We start from the raw sequence: 17,145 nt of genomic DNA, 5'->3' as shown, positions 1-17,145 counted from the left end.
TTCACCATAGATTTAGGCCCGCTCAATTGCCAATACAAAACGCATGACGAATCTCGTCACCAACGTCGAGTCAACGGTCGAAGCACATCCTGACGAACCTGCGGTCGTCTACGAGGACTACGAGGCCGACTACCAGCGGCTGTGGGCCGAAATCGGTGGATTTGCCGCAGGACTCTCTGAGGTGGGGCTTGGTGTGGACGATCGGGTCGGAATCTACCTGCCGAACCTCCCGCAATTCGTCGTCGCGTTCCACGGAACGCTGCAGGCTGGCGGTGTTGTCGTTCCAATGAACCCACAGTACCGATCGCGGGAGATCGAACACCTCCTCGCAGACAGCGGGGCCAAAGCAGTTGTGACGCTCGCTGATCTCGCGCCGATCGTCGAGTCAGTACGCGAGGACACTGCCGTTGAAACGATCATCACCGTCGGTGAGGCCGACGTCGGGACCGAATTCGGGTCATTCTGCGGAGAGCCACAGACAGACATCGTCGATCGTGAAGGTGACGACGTGGCTGTCCAGCCGTACACCTCCGGGACGACCGGCCAACCGAAGGGCGTGTTGCTGACTCACGAAAACCTGCGATCGAACGCGGAGATGTCTGTGAGTATCGTGCCCGACGACATCACGCCGGGCGATAGACAACTTGGCGTCCTTCCGTTGTTTCACATCTACGGGATGACCGTCGTGATGAACGCGACGCTGTTTGGCGGTGGCGCGTACTACCCCCTTCCGTCGTGGGACGCTCAGGAGGCGATGGGGGTCGTCGAGGACGCCGAACTCACCCTCATGCACGGTGTGCCGGCGATGTACAACGACGTGATTAACCAGTCGAACGCCGAGAGTTTCGATCTCTCGTCGTTGCGGATGTGTGGTGTTGGCGGGGCCGGTATTCCGGTCGAGGTCGTCCGCCAGTTCGAAGAACTGTACGATGCAAAAATCTACGAGGGATACGGACTCACCGAGACAAGCCCTGTCACGCAGTTTAATACGCCAGAACGCGGTCGCCGGTTGGGGAGTATCGGCAAGACGCTGCCGGGTGTCTCCTGTCGGATCGTCACCGACGACTTCGAGGACATTCCACCTGTCTCCGAAGGACCTGTAGACGAGGACGATGTCGATCTCGACGAGATCACCGGCGAACTTGTCATCAACGGTCCGAACGTGATGACAGGGTATTATAACCTCCCAGCAGCAAACGACGAGGCGTTCACCAAAGTTGACGGCAGACGGTGGTTCCACACCGGCGACATCGGCTACCACGACGAGGACGGCTACTACTACGTCGTCGATCGCGAAAAACACATGATCGTCTCCGGCGGGTACAACGTGTATCCGCGGGAAGTCGAAGAGTTACTCTTCGAACACGAGGCCGTAGCCGACGCAGCGATCGTCGGTATTCCCGACGATCGCCGTGGTGAGACGGTCAAAGCATTCATCGTCAAAACTCAAGACAGCGACGTCACCGCCGAGGAAATCAAACAGTACTGTCTGGATTCGCTTGCGGCGTACAAACACCCCCGCGAGGTCGAGTTCGTCGACGAACTGCCGCGTACAACGACTGGGAAGGTCCAGAAGTTCGAGCTTCGAGCGACAGACACCGACGAATGAGCGACACCGACCCAACGGTTCGTTTGGACCGTACCGACGGAATCGCGACGATCACGCTCGCAGATCCCGATCGCCGGAACGCGCTCACCGCAGCCCTGACCGAGGGGATCAGAGACGCCCTCGACGAACTTGAGGGCGGAGACACCCGGTGTGTCGTTTTCGAGGGCGATGGACCGGCGTTTTCCGCAGGCGGCGACATCGAGCTTATGATCGAGCGATTTGCCGAGGATGGCACGGCTGAGGAGGCCGTTCGCTACGTGATTCGTGATATTGGGCGGACAATTCGGCAGGTCGCCGAGTGTGAGTTTCCAACCGTCGCGAAGGTCGACGGCGCGGCGTTCGGTGCGGGTGCCAACCTCGCGATCGCCTGCGATATCGCCCTCTTCAGTGCGGCGGCGACGATCGGCTTCGGCTTCCGACAGGTCGGACTGGCTGTTGATTCGGGCACGTCGTATCTGTTGCCCCGCCGGGTTGGCGACAACGTCGCTCGCGAACTCGTCTTCACCGGCGAGCAAGTCTCGGCCGATCGCGCGAAGGAAATCGGCATTGCAAACCACGTGTATCCGACTGATGCCTTCGAAGAGCGCGCTGACGGGCTCGTCGAGACGATCGCCGAGGGGCCGCCGATCGCGCTGCGGACCTCGAAGCGACTCTTGCGACACAACCCGACGACCTCACTACCCGCGGCGATCGAACAGGAGGCTGCTGCACAGGCCGCACCGATCGAGTCGGCCGATCACGCAGAGGGCGTGTCGGCGTTCATCGAGCGGCGCGATCCCGAATTCACCGGCGAGTAATGATCGATTGATTCGCGTCGCTATTGGATATTTTTCCCGGGAGCCGGCAACCGGAATGTTACCACGCTGCCGTTGGGCTCGTTGTTTGCGATCAGCAGTTCACCACCGAGCGTCGTCGTTATCCACTCCATCACCCACAAGCCAACCCCGAGACCGTGGGTCAGTGGCGTCTCCTCACCCGATTCGATCGTCTCTCGTTCAACCGCAGGAACTCCGGGGCCGTTGTCGGCGACGCGTATCCGTAGCTGGTTGGCATCTGGGTCTCGGTGTACTGCGATCGTCACTTCGGGGGGCGACTGATCAGTGTGGACGATTGCGTTCTCAACTGCCTCGTCGAGGGCTTTTTTGTACAGTTCCGCGTTCCGAACCTGGATTTCTCCGTCGTCGCCAACGGCAGGGGTAATGACTGCGTCTGGATACTGGTACCGATAGCTTTCCGCAACTGACCCAATATCGAATCGATCCCAGGTCCGGTGGTCTTCACCGGGATCCCATATTGATCGAATCTCTGCTGTCTTCTCAGCGATTTTCCGCATCGATTCGGCCTGGTTTCGAATCGCTGCGACCGATGCTTGCCGGGTCTCAGAATCTACCTCCGCAGTTTCCAATAGCTCTGCGTATCCGTCGATCGCGTTGAGAGCGTTTCGCAAGTTGTGGCGGAGAACTCGGTTCAACACATCGAGCGTCTGCGTCGTGAGCACGTCCTCGGTCACGTCTTGCTCGATCGAAACGAAATTTGTGATGTCGCCGTTTTCGTCCATAACGGGGATGATCTTCTGTTTGACCTCGAAGAACTCGCCGTGTTTGGTCTGGTTGGTCAGTTCTGCTTCCCAGACCTCACCGGCCGTAATCTGTTTCCACAACCTCGCGTAGAACGCATCGTCTTGCTGGGCAGATTTGAGCATCCGCGGATTGTTCCCCTTGGCCTCAGCGGCGGTGTAGCCAGTCAACCGCTCAAAGGCAGGATTAACGTATTCGATCGTCCCCGCCCGATCGGTGATCAAAATAGCTTTTTCTGAGCCCTCTGCCTGTGCTTTGAACAGCGACAGATCCTGTTCGTACCGTTTTTCAGTGGTGATGTCTTGCTGGTAGCCAAGCCAGTTTGTGACTGTCCCGCTCTCAGCATGAATGGGCACGATCGTGACACGGTTCCAGAACATCGAGCCGTCTTTCCGGTAATTTTGTACCGTTACGGTGGCGGGCTCATTGGCGTCGACTGCAGCTCGCAACGTTTCCACTGACTCTTCCTGTGTGGCCTCTCCCTGTAGAAATCGACAGTTCTGCCCGAGCACTTCGGCTTCTGGATAGCCGGTGAGCTCACAAAACCCCTCGTTGACATAGATGAGTGGATTGTCGGGTTGGGATGGATCCGTAATCGTGATCCCGAGGGGTGCTTCGTCCATCGCTTGATCGTACAGCAGCTGACGCCTGTCGGCGTCTACCTCCGTGATCGGGAACACCTGTGTCTGAACCTGCTCGGTCCCCTCCCACTCGATCAGCGAACTCACGACAATGCCGCGTAGTTGCGTGTCAGTACGCGTCTGAAACTCAACGGTCAATCCGAGCGTCGGAGCATCTTCACGTTCGATACGTGCCACCTGTTCACGGAATGGCCTGCGGTGATGCGGCGTTAGCAGTTCTGCAAGCGAACAATCGGTGAACTGCGCTGTTGATTTCTCCCCTACGAGCGTACAAAATGCAGGGTTCGCGTACACGATCTCCATGCCGGAGTGGATAATAAATGACTCCGGCACGGTTTCTTTCGACATAGGTGCAGGTACTCAGCCCCGCTGGGATAGCGTTACGGAATTGCGCTACCGACCTCGGCCTCGCGGCGATCGCATGGACGGAAACGCTGATACCGCTCGTGGTCGTATCGGTGGTATGAGCAACTGGACAGACTCGATCGTCGGTGACCGGATGGCCGTCGACCAGCAGTTCACAGAGTACGTAACCCAATCGCGGTTTAGCAGCCAACAGTGGGGACTCATCATGACGGCGACGGAGTTTGAAATCGAACACCCCGACGATCCAGAGCAGGCGAGGATCGTTTCGAATACCAAAAAGGTCGAACAGATTATTCCCGAACTTGACAACATCCAATCGCAGATGGCTGCGATGGGCGGCGCTGGCGGCAGTTCCTCGTCGTCTTCTGGCGGCGGAATCGTCTCGTCGATCAAGGGCGCACTCGGGTTAGGTGGCGGCGACGACGGCGTCGATCAAGATCAACTCCGTGCGGCCGAACAGCTCACCCAGGAGTACGCCGACCAACTCCAGGCACATCTCGAAAACAAAGGCAAGTGGGACCAGGTCAGAATCGCCTACCAAGAGTAACGCTGCCGCGACGTCCGTGGTTGCACCGCCGAGCGTGCTACTCGCCGCCGCTTTTGAACAGGGTCAGTTCGCTCGCCTCGTAGATGTTGAGCAGTTCTGTCACCAGATCGTCGTAGCTCTCATCCGCCTCCCGAAGCGCGTCGAGCCGCTCGATCGTCTCCTCGTTGAGGTCAACGGTTGTCATAGCCGTTCGGATGTGCGCAGCGAATTAATAAAAATCATGTGCCAACCCAGGAGTCGATCGGTGCGTCGCAACGCCGCCCGAGTGGTTACAGCCGATCGATAATCGCGTCCGTGACCTCGGTCGTCGAGGCGTCGCCGCCGAGATCTGCAGTCCGCGGTCCGTCCGAGAGGACACCCTCAACAGCCTCGTGCACCGCCTTGCTCTCTGCATCGTATCCGAGGTACTCGAGCAGCATTGCCGCAGAGAGGATCGTCGCTGCGGGGTTGGCAACACCCTGCCCAGCGATGTCGGGCGCAGTGCCGTGGACTGGCTCGAAGAGCGCCCGATCGGGGCCGACATTCGCCGATGGCAACAGTCCGAGCCCACCAACGAGCCCAGCGGCGAGGTCTGACAGCACGTCGCCCGCGAGGTTCGGACAGACGATCACGTCGAACTGTGTCGGGTCGAGACAGACACGGGTTGCGAACGCGTCCATCAACACCTCGTCGACCTCAACACCGTTGTCTGCTGCGACTGCCACGACTGCGTCGCGGAACCGACCGTCGGTCTCGCGCATCACGTTTGCCTTGTGGGCGACAGTAACGCCGTTCACATCGCGATCGCCGACGTACTCGCAGGCGAATTCAGCGAGGCGCTCGGACGCGGATGTCGTGACGACGCGGGTCAGCGTTGACAGGTCATCTGAGAGCCGATCCTCGTGGCCCGAGTAGACGCCCTCTGTGTTTTCTCTGAGAAAGACGAGATCGGTCTCCGGACGCAGCGCATCGACGCCCGGATACGCCTTCGCCGGCCGAATGTTGACGAACGAATCCACCGCCTCGCGCAGGGGGAGGATGACGTCCGCGGCGGTTTCGCCGGCTGCGCCGAACAACGTGGCGTCTGCGCTCGCAGCGAGGTCGTATGTCTCCTGCGGCAGCGCCTCGCCTGTTTGTTCTTTCACCGCATCGCCGGCGTCGGCTTCGACGAACTCGACGTCGATGACCGTCTCCAGCACACGCTGGGCTTCTGGAATCACTTCGGTGCCGATCCCGTCACCGGGGATGACGACGATCTCCTCGGTCATCGATCCTCAACGTACGGCAGGCTGTTGGCCACGTCGCGGACGCGATCCATGTTCGATCGCATCACTGCGGTCGTATCCCACGTCCCCTCAAGCAGGGCTTCGCGCATCGCGTGGTCGATCTCCGCATCGACGACTTCGCCGTCGAAGGTGATCGTCTTCTCACGGACGTCGAGTTCGATCCCCGCCTCGGGGTTCTCCTCGATGAACGTCTGGAGGCGATCGACCGTCTCCGCGTCAGCAGTCATCGCTGGAACGCCCAGTGACTTGCAGTTGTCTCGGAAAATCTCTGCGAAGGACTCACCGACGATTCCCTCCATACCCCAGCGCATGAGTCCCTGTGGGGCGTGTTCACGTGAGGAGCCACAGCCGAAGTTTCGGTTCACGACCGCAATGTTTGCACCTGTGTAGGTGTTCAGTGGGTGATCGTTGATCACGCCGTTCTCGTCGCGGCGGGCGTCGTAGAAGGCGTACTCGCCCATATTGTCGAAGGTGACCTCCTTCATGAACCGCGCTGGGAGGATCTGGTCTGTGTCGATGTCATCGCCGCGGATCGGCACGCCGGTGCCGGCGATCCGTCGAATCTGTGGAACGCCCGCCATCAGTTCAACACCTCCCGAACGTCGACAACCTCTCCCTCGACGGCTGCCGCGGCGACCATCGCCGGACTCATGAGGACGGTCCTGCCGGCCTTATCGCCCTGTCGACCGATGAAGTTGCGGTTCGACGAAGAGGCACAGACCTCGCCTGCGCCGAGTTTGTCGTCGTTCATTGCGAGACACATCGAACAGCCCGCCTGTCGCCACTCGAAGCCGGCCTCACGGAACACCTCGTCGATGCCCGCTTTTTCACACTCTGCACGCACGGTTTCGGAGCCAGGGACGGCGAGTGCCCACACGTCGTCGTCTACAGAGCGGCCTTCGAGCACCTTTGCAGCCTCGCGGAAGTCCGAGACCCGACCGTTGGTACACGTTCCGAGGAACGCCACGTCAACGCCGTACCCCTGCATCGACTCGCCAGGCTCGACGTCCATGTGATCGTAGGCCTTCTGGGCGGCCTCACGATCCTGTTTGGGTACCTCTTCGGGCGTTGGAACGGGGTCTGTGACCTCGATGACCTGTCCGGGGTTGATTCCCCACGAAACCATCGGGGCGATCCCGTCGGCGTCGACCTCGACAACGTCGTCGTACTCGGCGTCCTCGTCCGAGCGGATCGACTCCCAGTACTCGACGTGTTCGTCCCACGCGTCGCCCTCTGGGGCAAATTCACGGCCCTTCAGGTACTCGTAGGTCGTCTCGTCGGGGTTGATGTAGCCGGCCCGTGCGCCGCCTTCGATCGACATATTACAGACGGCGAGTCGACCCTCCATGTCGAGCGATTTGATCGCCTCGCCGCCGTACTCGTAGACGTGGCCGACGCCGCCGCCGACGCCGAGATCCTGGATGATTTTCAGGATAACATCCTTTGCGTAGACGCCGTCGCCGAGTTCGCCGGTGACCTCGACCCGGCGGACCTTCTGTTTGTCTGCGGCGATACAGCCGGTTGCGAGCACGTCCCGTATCTGTGTCGTCCCGATCCCGACGCCGATCGAGCCGAACGCGCCGTGGGTTGCGGTGTGGCTGTCCCCACAGGCGACGGTCATCCCCGGCTGGCTCAATCCCAGCTCTGGGGCGACGACGTGAGTGATTCCCTGTTTGTTGGTGTCGAGCCCGTAGAACGTGATCCCGGCCTCCTCGGTGTTTTGCTCCAGCGCCGACAGCATGTTCTCGGCCTGGTCGTCTTTGAGGGGTCGTTCGCGACCCTCCGGCGTCGTCGGGACAATGTGGTCGGTCGTCGCGAACGTCCGATCGGGGAACGCGACGTCGATGTCGCGCTCTCGAAGCATCCCGAACGCCTGTGGGCTCGTTACCTCGTGGATGAGGTGCAACCCGATGAACAGCTGATCCTGGCCGTTCGGCAGCGTTGTTACCGTGTGTCTATCCCATACTTTGTCGTACAGCGTTCCGTTACTCATTTGTCAGGTACCTCGGGTACCGCACCGCCGCGCGCCCAGACCTCGTTGGCGGTCGCGCTTGATTCGTGATCGACGTCGCGCACTCGCGCGACGTCATCTGTGTCCGTGTCCGCATTCGCATCTGTCTCTGTCTCCGCTTCTGCATCCGTCGTCGATTCCGGTGCCGCGTCGGTAGTCGCCCCCGTCCGAACTGGCGACGACTCTCCGCCGTCTGCGATCGCTGGCCCGCGACGGTACACCCCGCCGAACGTCTCGCCGGTGTAGGGATGCGTGTGGGAGATCTCTCCCATCGTCTCTCGATTGTCCTCACTCATGCCTGCACGCGGGCTGACTCCTCGTCGCTTTCTTCGTCCTCTTGGGCCCACGCGAACAGCGATCGGAGTTCTTCGCCGACCTGTTCGATCTCATGGCTGCCCTCAGCTTCCCGCAGCTGGGTGTAGCTCGGTCGCCCAGCCTGGTTCTCGACAATCCACTCGCGGGCGAACTCCCCGTTTTGGACGCGCTCGAGCACCGACTCCATGTTCTCTCTGGCGTGATCGTCGATGATCTCGTCGCCGCGAACGAGGCCGCCGAACTCGGCGGTATCCGAGACCGAATCCCACATCGCGCCGAGGCCGCCCTCGTACATCAGATCAACGATCAGCTTCATCTCGTTGAGGCACTCGAAATACGCCATTTCCGGGCTGTACCCCGCATCGACGAGCGTCTCGTAGCCGGTCTTTACGAGCGAGGCAATCCCGCCGCACAACACAGCCTGTTCGCCGAACAGATCGGTCTCGGTCTCCTCGCGGAACGTCGTCTCGACGACACCCGCACGGGCACAGCCGATCGCCTGTGCGTACGCGAGCGCTCGCTGTTTTGCGTCACCGGTTACGTCCTGATAGACGGCCAAAAGCCCCGGCGTTCCCTCGCCGTTTTCGTAGTTCCGCCGAACGAGGTGTCCCGGCGACTTTGGCGCGATCATCGTCACGTCCACGTCCTCGGGCGGCTGGATCTGGTTGTAGTGAATGTTGAATCCGTGTGCAAACTGCAGGGTGTTTCCAGCCTCGATACCGTCGGAGATTGCCTCGTACACTGCCGGCTGGACGGTGTCTGGGACGAGAATTGAGATAACGTCCGCGGCTGCTGCGGCCTCATCGGGCGTTGCGACGGTCAACCCGTCGGCTTCTGCGGCCTCCCACGAGGAAGAGTCCTCTCGGAGGCCGACAATTACGTCTACGCCGCTGTCGTTGAGATTCTGCGCGTGTGCATGGCCCTGGCTCCCGTAGCCAAGGACAGCGACCGTTTCGTTGCGCAGGTAGTTCGGGTCTGCATCGTCTTCGTAGTAGATTGTCGCGTTAAGTTCGTTTGCCATTGTGTGTGTATCGTATTTGTGTGGTGGTTTTAATCGTCCGAATGCTGTGCGGGTGTTCGGGGCTTTTGTGGTTCGTCGGCGATCGTTCCCTCCGGTGCAGGCTCTTCACCCGGCGTCGTTGGAGTCGCCCCGCGTGCGAGCGCTGTCTGGCCAGTCCGGGCGATTTCGATGATCCCGAACTGTCTGAACGCGTCAATCGCGTCGTCGATCTTGCTCTGGTTACCGGTGATCTGAACGGTGATCGTCCGTGGTCCTGCATCGAGTGTCTGTCCGTCGTACATCTGCGTGATCGCATGGACCTTGTCGGGCTCGTCACCGTGGACCTTCATGAGCACGAGTTCCGCGCGAACTGCGTCGTCGTCCAACTCGCCGACCGACATCACCGGCTTGAGCTTTGCGAGCTGTTTTTTGACCTGTTCGATTCCCGGTTCGGTCTCCTCAACGACAAGGGTGATTCGCGCGTTTCCTTCGACCGTGGTCGGACCGACAGTCAGGCTCTCGATGTTGAACTGCCGACGCGAGAACAGCCCGGAGACACGCGAAAGCACGCCGGGTTCGTTCTCCACGAGCGCCGAGACGACGGCCTGTCTGACTCTCGGTTCGGCTTCTGCCTCTGGATCGATCCGGATTCCCTGACTGGTCCGTCTGCCTTCTGGATGCGGTCGCTCTTCTGGTGGGCGACCGGCCAATCCGTGTTTTGGGGGTGTGCTGTTGTCGCGATCGTCTCCGCTCATAGTTGCTCCTCCGTCAGCGCAAACTTGCCGTTCGCTCCGCCGCTTGGAACCATCGGGTAGACATTCGCCCGCGGATCGATGTGGAAGTCGATCACGGAGGGTCCGTCGTATTCGAGCGCGCCCTCGATCGCATCGGCGACTTCGTCGTAGTCGTCGACCCGCCAGCCTTTCGCGCCAAACGCCTCGGCCATTTTGTCGAACTCGGGCATCCAATTGTACTCCGAGGCCATGTGTCGTCCCTCAAAGAAGGCGTCTTGCCACTGTCTGACCATCCCGATGTACTCGTTGTTGAGAATTGCCACCGTGATGTCGAGGTTTTCTCGGACTGCAACAGACAGCTCCTGCATCGTCATGAGGAACGATCCATCGCCGTCGAAACAGATGACATCCTGGCTGTCGTCTGCGGCAAAGCGCGCGCCGATCGCTGCGGGCAGTCCATACCCCATCGTTCCGAGGCCGTGTGAGGACACCCACGTGCGCGGCTCTTTGTACGTCCAGTACTGGGACGCCCACATCTGGTGTTGGCCGACGCCGGTGGTGACGATCGTGTCGTCACCGGTCGCCTCGTCGAACGCTTCGACGACGAACTCCGGCCGCAGAGGCTCGTCTTCTGGCGTCTGGTAATCCATCGGATAGTCGTCTTTCCACGCTGAACACTGCTCGACCCACTCGCGGGTCGCTGGCGGCGTCTCGATCGCGTCGTGGACCTGTTCAAGCACCGTCGCGGCATCGCCAATGAGCGGGTAGTCCGCGTGGATGTTTTTCGAGATCTCCGCGGGATCGATGTCGATATGGATGACCTCGGCCTCCGGAGCGAACGTCTCGATTCCACCGGTGAGCCGATCGTCGAAGCGGGTACCGACGGCGATCAGACAGTCAGTGTGTGTAATCGCCATGTTCGCGTAGCCAGTCCCGTGCATGCCTGCCCAGGATAGACAGAGCTCGTCGTCTTCGGGCACAGTGCCGATTCCCGGCATCGTCGTGACTGCGGGGATATCGTACTCGTGGATAAATGTCCGCGCCGCTTCGCACGCCTCGGCTTTGATCACGCCGCCGCCGAACAGACACAGCGGCCGTTCGGCGCGTTCGATCGCCGCAACGGCAGCGTCGACCGCCGCCGAATCCGCCGCCGGTGTCGGTGTCGACCCCGGTGGCGGCGTTGGCTCTCCGGGATCCCGATCGGTCTCTCCGAAGGAAACGTCCTTCGGAAGATCGACAAGCGTCGGCCCCGGACGACCTGTCTCAGACAGTGCAAACGCTTCGCCGACCGTCTTGCCGACAGTGTCGGAATCTGACGCGAAGTAGTTGTGTTTCGTGATTGGCGCGGTCACACCGGTCGTGTCTGTCTCCTGGAATGCGTCCGAACCGACCATGTGGCTCGGAACCTGTCCGGTCAGCGCGATCATCGCATCCGAGTCCATCGAGGCGTCGGCGATCCCGGTCACGAGGTTCGTCGCCCCCGGACCCGACGTCGCTAGGCACACGCCTGGCGTCCCTGAGACGACGCCGTAGGCGTCCGCCGCGTGCGAGGCGCCCTGCTCGTGAGCCATCGTGATGTGGGTAATCTCGGAGTCCCAGAGCGCGTCGTACACCGGCATGATTGCGCCGCCTTGCACGCCAAAGGCGTGTTCGACTCCGGCGTTTTCGAGCGCACGGACGATCGCAGTCGAGCCATCTGTGACCTGTGTCGGTGTCGATTTGCCTGTCGATGCTTCTGATTCCTGTGTCGGTGGTGCGTGTTCGCTCATCGATGAGACCTCGCGGGTTGTGTGGTGTTGCCAAACCGATCGCAAGCGGTTCGGGCTGTTGGTCGTGATCGTTCGGTTCCGTTGTGGGTCCGTGTCAGCGTGGTTGTCATTGCTGTCGAGGGTGGGTCGGCCCGTCCGGATTGGACGGGGCTGGTGATCGAATGTTGTGCGTCAAAACGAGGGGTGTGGGTGTGGTAGGGGTTAGACCCCTACAATAATCGACCCGTCGACAGCGATCGCTCCGGACGCCGAGACGCGGAGATCGATCGACTGCAAGACCATACCTGTTGTATCCGATCGGAGATATATAACGATTACGCGTTATCGGTGGCCGCTGACGGCCGCGTTGCGCAGGTACGCCCCTCGGTGATGGTGAATCCTGCGGCTGTCGCTCTTCGCGAGCAAAAAACCGTGAAACCGCCATCAGATTCTGACCTCCTCCGTCGATCGGACCCCAACTTCTTCGGCAAAGCGCGTAATGACCTGGTCAGTCACACGGCGTTTCTCCGCGCCGTACTCTTTGACGCGCTTTGTTACCTCCCGGACTTCCGACTCAGTTGGGTCGTAGCCGGCCTCAACAAGTCGCTTCCTGACCGAATGAGTGCCGGTGTGTTTGCCCATCACGAACTCGCGGCGGGCCCCAACCATCTCCGGGGTCATGACGCCGGGTTCGAAGGTATCGCTGTTTTCGATCACGCCAGCGGCGTGGATCCCGCTTTCGTGGGCAAAGGCGTTCCGCCCAACGATCGGCTTGTTCGCCGGGATCGGGATGTCGGATTTCTCCTCGATCATCCGGCTCAGCTCGGTGATCCGGGTCGTGTCGATCCCAGTGTCGACGTTGTACAGGCTCTCCGCAGACATCACGACCTCTTCGTAGGCCGCGTTGCCAGCGCGTTCGCCGATCCCGTTAACCGACACCTGTGCCTGGTGAGCACCGGCTTCGAACCCGGAGATGGCATTTGCCGAGGCCAACCCGAAGTCGTCGTGTGCGTGAACGTCGACCCGCGCGTCGGTGTGTTCGCGGACCGTCCGAACCAGTTTCGCGAACCGCGTCGGGGTCGCAACCCCACACGTGTCCGGGATGTTGATCCAATCCACGCCGGCTTCATCGACAGCCTCGATGACCTCGACGAGGTATCGCTCGTCGGTTCTGGTTGCGTCCATGGGCGAGAACATCACCTCGACGCCCGCATCGCGGACGCGTTCGATGCTCTCGACGGCGCGTTGTTTGGCTTCTGAACGACTGGCGTGCATGGAGTCTTCGAGTTGCACATCGCTTGTGCTCACGAAGACGTGGATCATGTCCACGCCGGCGTCGATCGCAGCGTCGATATCCTTGTCGACAACCCGAGCCAGCCCACACGTTGTCGTGTCGGTCGCTGCGGCGATGTCCGCGACCGCCTCAAACTCAGGCTCGGAGTTCACTGGGAACCCAGATTCGATGACATGGGTGCCCATATCATCGAGGATCTCGGCGATCTCGCGCTTGTCGTTGTAATCAAAGGATGTGCGTGGCGACTGCTCGCCGTCACGTAGCGTCGTGTCGAAAATTCGTACTGACTCAATCCCGTCAGTGTTGTCCAGTGTGCCCTGGAAGAACTCGATCCGCCGGGGTACCCGACAAATCCTCCGTGTCGTTGTGAGACATTGTACTTGGCCCTGGGTCGTGGGAGTATTTATACGTTTTGGAGTACCGAAGCGACTGGACATCCGTCCACCTCGACTCTTGAAAAGAATAGCTAAAACCGCGGTACACCGACGGGGCGCCTTGTATTAATATGTGTCTGTAGACCTAATACACAAACCGATATCAGTCGTCATTTATATATGAAGGGGAAGGTGGTATCCCTGTTTGTCAACTTCGGGCGTCTGGATTGCCTGGCTCACCTGTGTTCGGCGACGCCTCTCTCGGCTCCCGAAACCTTTTGAGATCACCAACTAACCGTAGTCGTATGAGTGATTTCGACCTCAATCTCCGGGATGCTGAGGACCATCTTGAGGACCTGCCGACAGACGATGTGGTCCTCGGGGTGCTTGACGGCACCACGCCGCCCGAAGAGTGGATCAGTGTGGTTCAAGACGGGAACGTGCTCGTGCTCGCCGTTGAGGGCGATCTCAACTCGCTCGCTGCCGGATTTGCCCGCGAAATCAAAGACATGGGCGGCGAACTCATGCACTTTCGGCGGTTTCTCATTGTCGCGCCGGCCGACGTCGAGATCAACACCGATCGGCTCTGATCGAGCCCGCGTTTGGTCGACCCCACACGATCCATCTGACACGATTTAACCGGATGTAGCCCGTAGCGATCGGTATGCCGATGAAAGCCGCGGGGTCGACTGCGCTGCGCGAGATCGATCGCTTCGAGGGCGGGGTCGGATGGATCGCCTACCCGGACGAAACGATGGAACGTGCGAGCCACGCGCTCGCCACCGACGACGGCGTCTGGCTCGTCGACCCTGTCGACGCTGATGGACTTGACGACCTGATTGCGGAGTTCGGCGGTGTCGCTGGGGTTGCCGTCTGTCTCGATCGACACAAACGCGACGCGGCGGCGATCGCCGCCCGACACGACGTCGCGGTTCACATTCCCGAGTGGATGACTGGTGTTGAGTCAAAACTCGATGCGACAGTCAAGCGGTTCGGCGACCAGCTGGGTGAGACGGGCTATCGAACATTCGTCGTGCGCGACTCGTCAGTGCCGCCGTGGCAAGAAGCCGGCCTGTACAACCCCGATACCGGAACGCTCGTCGTCCCCGAGTCGGTCGGGACCGCCTCGTACTTCGTGACCGATACCGAGCAACTTGGGGTACATCCAATGCTTCGGCTGTTCCCGCCGAAACGCGCGCTCGAATCGTACGCTCCTGAGCGAATTCTGGTTGGTCACGGTGACGGCATTCACGAAAACGCCAGCCGCATACTTCGGGACGCGCTTGACGGGTCTCGCGGACGAACACCGGCGCTGTACGGCAAGACACTCAAATCGCTCATCACCCGCTGAAATGGCTGTCTACATCACCCGTGGGCTGTTGTCGGTACTGCTCGAACAAGCCGAGGCTGCTGATCCGGGCGACGTGACGCTGTCACTTGGATCGACGCCGGCCAATGAGTTCGATGCTGATCTCGCCGGGATTGTCGATCTGGATGCGCGGATTATCACCGACATGTATCTCCCTGACGCCGGCCGCTCGATCAACTCCGTGTTCGGGATGGACCTCGGTCGCCCGGCCGGTGGTGCGGACGCGAAGTTTGTTTCACACCCGAGCGGCCCACTCGGCGTGACAAAACGCGATGATCTCGCCGGCGTGATCATTGTCTCGATTCCGCCGTGGGACGATGAATCGACCGCAGCCTTCGATCGTGCCGGGAGGGGTGTTGAGCTTCGGGTTGTTGACGCCGAACCACCGATCGAGACGATCGAGTAATCGATCAGCCGAGCAGCGCAGTAGCCCAAAACGATCGATCGTCCGTCGAACTGTCCGCGGTGTGACCGACAGCCAGAACCCACAGTTGTTTTCAACGAGTATCTCCGAATACCATGCAATGGCCGCACGCCCGCCGCCGAACGACTCTTCGGATCCCGACCACCTGGAATTTGGTATTGCCGCGCTGGCTGCTCGCCTCGACGACGCTGAGATCGAGTATCCCGCAACGGCCGAGGAGATCGTCCAAGCGGTCGACTCGACGGCAGTCCCCATCGATGGCTCCGGGAACACCGTCGAACTTTCGGAGGCGTTTGATCGCCTCGCACAGTCGCGCTTCGAAAACGAGACCGAAGTGCTCGACGTGCTTCACCCGGTTTTTGAACGCTATCGGGCCGAATCAAGTTCTGGCGTGATCGGTCGGCTTCGATCCCTGCTTCCCTTTTGATTTTCGGTGCGGGCGGTGGCGGCGCTCACCGATTGTGGCGATCGCGATCGGCCTCACGGCTCTGCGAGATCACTTGCAGAAGCGACACTGGAACCACGAACGCGACGTACGCAAAGGAGAATCCAAACAGGTATCCACCGAAGTGCCCCCAGATATTTGTTCCGTTCGGGACCAAAAACAGTGCCCCGAGAACCCCAACTGTGTATATTGTCGATCCGATGAGAATCGCGAGCAGCACGTGATCATCGAGCGAGGGGTACCGGGGTCGGCTTCGGAGGACCGCTCCGATACTAAAAAGCGTGACCCCCGTACACAGGGCCACGAGATCGCCCCGAAGCGGCACAGGTGCGATCGAAGAGAACAACAGTGTAGCTGCGATCGATACCACAAACGGAATCACTGCCCATGATGCTTGGATACTGCGATCTGTCGCCGCTTCGGTGGCGGCGAACAACGCGACGAGCAAAAAGCCGAGCAGGGTCGCCGTTAGTCCGGAAAATCCGACCGTTAACCGTGGTGTTGTTCCGCCAATCGCTGACAGCGTCAGCCAGGTAATCGCCGCTGGCCCGATAGTGAGATAGACGCCCCCGGCGACTGCCAGGCGTTGCCGCCATCCTGCGATCCCGACGAGCGGATAGATCGCTGCGAGCGTGACGACGTAGTTGAGGACGTTATCGAACAGGTGCTGGGCGTCAACGTGGACGTAGTTGAGCGTGTACGCCGAAACCAGCACGCCCGGTTCGCGGATTGACTCGGCCGCGAGGCTCAACCCCCACTCGTACCCGATCGGCAGTATCCAAATAGCAGTGAGGACCGCTGGAATCGCACCAAACGAGACCGCAAGCTCCAACGGACTGGGTTTACCGCTTGTCGTGTACCACCACTGCCGGACCGATCGAACGAACCGACGGGCCGACGCTACCGGGTGACTGGACACGGTCTCCAGCTATGTGATGCGGACAGATACATCTTCCAGTTGTGGCGATCTCGCTTCGACCCCGTGAGTGGTCACTCTCGATCGTCCCAGCTTGCCAATAGCTCGACAATTGCGGTCGCAAGCGCCTCGAAGTCTTGCATCGTCAGTCCGTCGGTCGTCACGAACGCGCCAGCGTTTTGTGTACCTGCGCGGACAAGGTAGCCGTTCTCGAAGGTCCGGATTGTGTATCGATACTGTCCCAACTCGGAGCCTTTGTAGGCGTCTGTGGTCGTTTTAAAATCGTGCCACTCGTGGCCGATAAAAGACATCTGGTCGGCATCCTGTTCGAGATCGCTCCGGAGATACACCTGCATATAATTAGTCGAATCGAAGTACATCACCGATCGACAGTTGTCTCCAACCGCACTCCGACAGGTTCGGGTGAGCTGTTCGGCACGAGCGTCGGTCAGCGGTGCTTCCGTGAGTGGCTCTTCGTCAGTCATCAGGTGGCTTCTCGCACGCCGACCG

General features: G+C 60.4%; 19 protein-coding genes. 7 read left to right on the top strand and 12 right to left on the bottom strand.

Translation table 11 applies throughout. The annotated features are described in order from the left end of the window. Positions 1–43: 43 nt before the first annotated feature. Both E5K03_RS03620 and E5K03_RS03615 read left to right on the top strand, forming a co-directional pair. The gene (locus E5K03_RS03620; protein WP_138005006.1) at positions 44–1,609 is read left to right on the top strand and encodes a long-chain-fatty-acid--CoA ligase; all 1,566 of its coding nucleotides are present in this window, start codon (positions 44–46) and stop codon (positions 1,607–1,609) included. Further along, positions 1,606–2,406, top strand: coding sequence for an enoyl-CoA hydratase/isomerase family protein (locus E5K03_RS03615; protein WP_138005005.1), 801 nt, complete (start codon positions 1,606–1,608; stop codon positions 2,404–2,406). The genes E5K03_RS03620 and E5K03_RS03615 overlap by 4 nt, the downstream gene beginning before the upstream one ends. Positions 2,407–2,426: 20 nt before the next feature. Here E5K03_RS03615 and E5K03_RS03610 read toward each other — a convergent pair whose 3' ends face one another. Next, a complete protein-coding gene (locus E5K03_RS03610; protein ID WP_138005004.1) occupies positions 2,427–4,175 on the bottom strand; it encodes a PAS domain-containing protein in 1,749 nt (582 codons plus the stop codon). 115 nt (positions 4,176–4,290) lie between these two features. On the opposite strand from E5K03_RS03610, the gene E5K03_RS03605 reads away from it, so the two are divergent. Beyond that, a complete protein-coding gene (locus E5K03_RS03605) occupies positions 4,291–4,740 on the top strand; it encodes a DUF5799 family protein (protein WP_138005003.1) in 450 nt (149 codons plus the stop codon). A 37-nt stretch (positions 4,741–4,777) separates the two neighbouring features. On the opposite strand, the gene E5K03_RS17070 is transcribed toward E5K03_RS03605, so the two are convergent. The 9 genes from E5K03_RS17070 to E5K03_RS03565 form a co-directional block, all read right to left on the bottom strand. After that, positions 4,778–4,924, bottom strand: a complete 147-nt coding sequence (locus E5K03_RS17070) for a DUF7557 family protein (RefSeq protein WP_171006584.1) — start codon at positions 4,922–4,924, stop codon at positions 4,778–4,780. A gap of 85 nt (positions 4,925–5,009) precedes the next feature. After that, on the bottom strand, positions 5,010–5,987 hold the full coding sequence (gene leuB, locus E5K03_RS03600) for a 3-isopropylmalate dehydrogenase (RefSeq protein ID WP_138005002.1): 978 nt from the start codon (positions 5,985–5,987) through the stop codon (positions 5,010–5,012). Further along, entirely contained in the window at positions 5,984–6,586 is a 603-nt protein-coding gene (locus E5K03_RS03595; RefSeq protein ID WP_138005001.1) for a 3-isopropylmalate dehydratase small subunit, read from the bottom strand. Before E5K03_RS03595 ends, leuB begins: the two co-directional genes overlap by 4 nt. Next, complete coding sequence (gene leuC, locus E5K03_RS03590) at positions 6,586–7,998, bottom strand: 3-isopropylmalate dehydratase large subunit (RefSeq protein ID WP_138005000.1); 1,413 nt, start codon at positions 7,996–7,998, stop codon at positions 6,586–6,588. Before leuC ends, E5K03_RS03595 begins: the two co-directional genes overlap by 1 nt. Then, positions 7,995–8,312: a hypothetical protein gene (locus tag E5K03_RS03585; protein WP_138004999.1), complete on the bottom strand. Its 318-nt coding sequence runs from the start codon at positions 8,310–8,312 to the stop codon at positions 7,995–7,997. The genes leuC and E5K03_RS03585 overlap by 4 nt, the downstream gene beginning before the upstream one ends. Further along, entirely contained in the window at positions 8,309–9,352 is a 1,044-nt protein-coding gene (gene ilvC, locus E5K03_RS03580; protein ID WP_138004998.1) for a ketol-acid reductoisomerase, read from the bottom strand. Before ilvC ends, E5K03_RS03585 begins: the two co-directional genes overlap by 4 nt. A 29-nt stretch (positions 9,353–9,381) precedes the next feature. Next, positions 9,382–10,086, bottom strand: coding sequence for an acetolactate synthase small subunit (gene ilvN / locus E5K03_RS03575; protein WP_138004997.1), 705 nt, complete (start codon positions 10,084–10,086; stop codon positions 9,382–9,384). Next, a complete protein-coding gene (ilvB, locus tag E5K03_RS03570) occupies positions 10,083–11,834 on the bottom strand; it encodes a biosynthetic-type acetolactate synthase large subunit (RefSeq protein WP_138004996.1) in 1,752 nt (583 codons plus the stop codon). The genes ilvN and ilvB overlap by 4 nt, the downstream gene beginning before the upstream one ends. Before the next feature lie 423 nt (positions 11,835–12,257). Continuing rightward, complete coding sequence (locus E5K03_RS03565) at positions 12,258–13,544, bottom strand: LeuA family protein (RefSeq protein ID WP_138004995.1); 1,287 nt, start codon at positions 13,542–13,544, stop codon at positions 12,258–12,260. A gap of 242 nt (positions 13,545–13,786) precedes the next feature. Here E5K03_RS03565 and E5K03_RS03560 point away from each other — a divergent pair, with 242 nt between their 5' ends. The 4 genes from E5K03_RS03560 (at position 13,787) to E5K03_RS03545 (ending at position 15,701) form a co-directional block, all read left to right on the top strand. Next, positions 13,787–14,071 carry a DUF5779 family protein gene (locus E5K03_RS03560; RefSeq protein WP_137197183.1) on the top strand — a complete coding sequence of 95 codons (285 nt, stop codon included), beginning with the start codon at positions 13,787–13,789 and terminating at the stop codon, positions 14,069–14,071. Between the two features lie 74 nt (positions 14,072–14,145). Further along, positions 14,146–14,832 carry a hypothetical protein gene (locus E5K03_RS03555; RefSeq protein ID WP_171006583.1) on the top strand — a complete coding sequence of 229 codons (687 nt, stop codon included), beginning with the start codon at positions 14,146–14,148 and terminating at the stop codon, positions 14,830–14,832. A gap of 1 nt (position 14,833) precedes the next feature. Next, positions 14,834–15,256 carry a hypothetical protein gene (locus E5K03_RS03550; protein WP_138004994.1) on the top strand — a complete coding sequence of 141 codons (423 nt, stop codon included), beginning with the start codon at positions 14,834–14,836 and terminating at the stop codon, positions 15,254–15,256. Between the two features lie 118 nt (positions 15,257–15,374). Next, positions 15,375–15,701, top strand: a complete 327-nt coding sequence (locus E5K03_RS03545; protein WP_138005255.1) for a hypothetical protein — start codon at positions 15,375–15,377, stop codon at positions 15,699–15,701. Positions 15,702–15,726: 25 nt separating this feature from the next. Here the strand turns inward: E5K03_RS03545 and E5K03_RS03540 are convergent, their stop codons facing one another. Both E5K03_RS03540 and E5K03_RS03535 read right to left on the bottom strand, forming a co-directional pair. After that, on the bottom strand, positions 15,727–16,638 hold the full coding sequence (locus E5K03_RS03540) for a hypothetical protein (protein ID WP_138004993.1): 912 nt from the start codon (positions 16,636–16,638) through the stop codon (positions 15,727–15,729). Between the two features lie 71 nt (positions 16,639–16,709). Next, entirely contained in the window at positions 16,710–17,120 is a 411-nt protein-coding gene (locus tag E5K03_RS03535; protein WP_138004992.1) for a DUF7522 family protein, read from the bottom strand. Between the last annotated feature and the right edge of the window lie 25 nt (positions 17,121–17,145).

The sequence above is a fragment of the Halalkalirubrum salinum genome (assembly GCF_005543295.1).
Taxonomy (GTDB): domain Archaea; phylum Halobacteriota; class Halobacteria; order Halobacteriales; family Haloferacaceae; genus Halalkalirubrum; species Halalkalirubrum salinum.
The sequence above is the reverse complement of the archived record's forward strand: the minus strand, read 5'-3'. Positions and strand labels throughout refer to the sequence as shown.